A 2,370-nucleotide genomic window follows, 5' to 3' on the forward strand; every position below is an offset into this window, starting at 1 on the left:
ATATGCTGTCATATCTATTAAAGATAATGGTCCAGGAATGACAGAAAATACAATTAATCGAGTTTTCGATCCATTTTTTACTACCAAACCAGTAGGTAAAGGAACAGGTCTTGGTCTTTCTATTAGTTACCAAATTATAGTGGAGAAACATTCTGGTATCTTGAAATGCACTTCACAACCAAAAGAAGGAACAGAATTTATCATTCAGCTTCCAATTAAAGCACCTAAAACGCTTGAATCAATAATTTAAACTTAAGTCTTTAGGAGTCAGGAGTCAGGAGTCAGGAGACAGGAGTCAAGAGGAAAGGAAGAAGAGGAGGAAAAAGAGAAAGTTTTTTTTATCACTAATTATCCGGAAATCATATAATAGTGTTTTGATTACTATCAGACGAGAAGGATGATTTAATTACCTTGAGGAAAATTAGCTACCAAATTACATATTTTTTCATATTGTTCTTCAGTGGCACAATATTTTTTATGTAGAAATATAAAATAGTTTGGTGTCATGTACATCAAAAGTATTTTGGGTGTTTGAATATATTTATTTAATTTTCTGATTTTGATTGAGGCTAATTCCGTGAGAAGGTTTAATTTATACATCAATTTATATTTAATAATATTACCCTTTGAGACTCTTTGTCTAAATTTGAAGGTATCAGTATTTTAATTTCATAAGTCTCTACGAGAGAGAAGATTTGAGACAACATCTCCCAAACTTAACTTTCCATCTCTCACACCAAAAATACGAGCAGGCAAATATCCTCGTTTAAAACCTCGCATCTCACTAAAACCTGCTAATCTTTCCTCTCGCCAACCTACTTTTTTACCAAATTCTTGCCAATCTCTGCCTGTTTCTAAATAAATTTTTTTTTGAACGCTAAACCCAAATCTTCCCTTAGCAAAATGTAGCCAAAGTTTATCAATTGTCTGGAGGTCTTGCTCTGGCAATATCTTAATTGACTCTGAATTTAGCCAACCTTCTATTTCTCTATTAGCAGCTTTGAGAATACATTTTTCTGTTTCTTCGCCTGCTTCTTTCCATTCACCTAATGCCAGAAAACGTCTGAGTTTAGTATAGTCAATCCCACATTCGGAGTAAAGAGAAATTTCTTGTTCTGTCTCATATAAATTTTTATATTGATTCCAAATAGGCGTTAAATCTTTTAAAACAGCAAAGGCATTTTTATATCTAAATTTAAAGTAGTACCGTACCATTTTAGATAAAATATAGCCTAAATATTGACTAACATTAACTTGATATTTAAAAATATTTCCAGTCTGAGATTTGAGAAAAAGTTGACCTGATTCAAATATTTCATTTGTCTGGGGATTTTGGGAAAATCTGCTAGGTTTAAATCCGGTCAAAGCTTGAATTCCAATTATGCCTACTGCATAAATATCACTAGCTAATTTTGGTATACCATGAGTTTGTTCGCTAGGCATATAACCTGGTGTACCAATTGGAACAGTTATTGTTGTTTTTCCATGAGGATTAACTGTTAATTCTTGAATTTGCTTAACAGCACCAAAATCAATTAAAACAATTTTTCCATTCTGTTTATGACGTCTAATATTCTGAGGTTTGAGGTCACGATGAATAATATTTCTCTGATGAAGAATAGTTAATGCCGACAATATTTCATACAAAAGTTTAATAGTTTGCTCTTCAGTTAAAGGCTTTCCTACAATGATTTCATCACTTAAATCATTTCCTTCAATATACTCTTGCACTAAATAAAATTGCCCATCTTCTACAAAGTGGGCATAAAGGCGAGGAATTCCATCATTTTCTCCTAGACGATGAAGACATCGTGCTTCTCTCTCAAATAGATTTTGAGCAAGACGAAAAACTTGAGGACGAGAATCTTTAGGCGCTAAATGTTTAACAACACAAGAAGTCCTAAAAGTATGTAAATCTTCTGCTAAGTAAGTTGCTCCAAACCCACCCTCTCCTAATTTTTTAGTGATTTTGTAACGACTTCCAACTATTTTTCCAATCATTATTATGCTATTGCTGAAATAACATTACATTCTACAAAAAAATGGACATCTATAAAATGTTGATATCTAATTATCAATTTTAACCCATAATTTTTGTGGGATATCAATAGCCGGAATACAAAGTTAATGAATAAGCAGTTAATATTCTGTTATTAATGAAAATACTTGTTTTCAAATTAACCTTACTCTTCTTCATCAAACACGGGTGGCCAAAGCTCAACAATAGGCAATTCCCACTCATCAAATAGTTCAGGAATAGTCAACTTATCTCCATTTTTTAACTCAATTTCTTCACCATTAGAACGATAAACTACAACTATTTCCTCATCGGGGTCTATCAAAATTCCTACTTCCGCTCCTAATTCTAAA

At 32.3% G+C, this 2,370-nt stretch carries 3 protein-coding genes and 1 pseudogene; 1 reads left to right on the plus strand and 3 read right to left on the minus strand.

Features of this window, described 5'->3' with window-relative positions:
- On the plus strand, positions 1-250 hold a 250-nt coding region (locus AC3DU7_RS31335), incomplete at its 5' end, for a sensor histidine kinase (protein ID WP_488043139.1).
- A gap of 152 nt (positions 251-402) precedes the next feature.
- On the opposite strand, the gene AC3DU7_RS31340 is transcribed toward AC3DU7_RS31335, so the two are convergent.
- The 3 genes and pseudogenes from AC3DU7_RS31340 to AC3DU7_RS31350 all read right to left on the minus strand — a co-directional run.
- Positions 403-600: a hypothetical protein gene (locus AC3DU7_RS31340; protein WP_488043140.1), complete on the minus strand. Its 198-nt coding sequence runs from the start codon at positions 598-600 to the stop codon at positions 403-405.
- A 69-nt stretch (positions 601-669) separates the two neighbouring features.
- On the minus strand, positions 670-2,001 hold the full coding sequence (locus AC3DU7_RS31345) for a protein kinase domain-containing protein (RefSeq protein WP_488043141.1): 1,332 nt from the start codon (positions 1,999-2,001) through the stop codon (positions 670-672).
- A 182-nt stretch (positions 2,002-2,183) separates the two neighbouring features.
- A pseudogene (locus AC3DU7_RS31350) lies at positions 2,184-2,370 on the minus strand (Uma2 family endonuclease); the annotation flags it as partial.

The organism is Okeania sp. (genome assembly GCF_983059655.1).

Bases quoted from the DNA above. Each gene is read 5' to 3' on its own strand.
- AC3DU7_RS31340 (WP_488043140.1), bottom strand. From the start codon at position 600: ATGTATAAATTAAACCTTCTCACGGAATTAGCCTCAATCAAAATCAGA.
- AC3DU7_RS31345 (WP_488043141.1), bottom strand. From the start codon at position 2,001: ATGATTGGAAAAATAGTTGGAAGTCGTTACAAAATCACTAAAAAATTA.